Raw genomic sequence first — 267 nt, forward strand, 5'->3', positions numbered from 1 at the left:
TTATCTGAATATCTGGCTTGGTTGTTTGTTGTTTAATTCTTTAAAAAGAATTTATATAATTAACCTACTGTTTAATTTTCAAAGTTCTTAAGTGGTGGACCTTCAGGGACTCGAACCCCGGACCTACCGGTTATGAGCCGGGCGCTCTAACCAACTGAGCTAAAGGTCCACTTATACATGGTGCCGAAGACCGGAATCGAACCGGTACGAGAGGTAAGTCCCGCAGGATTTTAAGTCCTGTGCGTCTGCCAGTTCCGCCACTTCGGC

The 267-nt window shown here is 45.3% G+C and carries 2 tRNA genes; both read right to left on the bottom strand.

The features are described 5' to 3' along the window. Nucleotides 1-92: 92 nt before the first annotated feature. Nucleotides 93-169, bottom strand: a tRNA-Ile gene (locus ATCC9714_RS16710). Between the two features lie 9 nt (nucleotides 170-178). After that, a tRNA-Leu gene (locus ATCC9714_RS16715) sits at nucleotides 179-267 on the bottom strand.

The sequence above is a fragment of the Paraclostridium sordellii genome, assembly GCF_000953675.1.
Lineage (GTDB): Bacteria > Bacillota > Clostridia > Peptostreptococcales > Peptostreptococcaceae > Paraclostridium > Paraclostridium sordellii.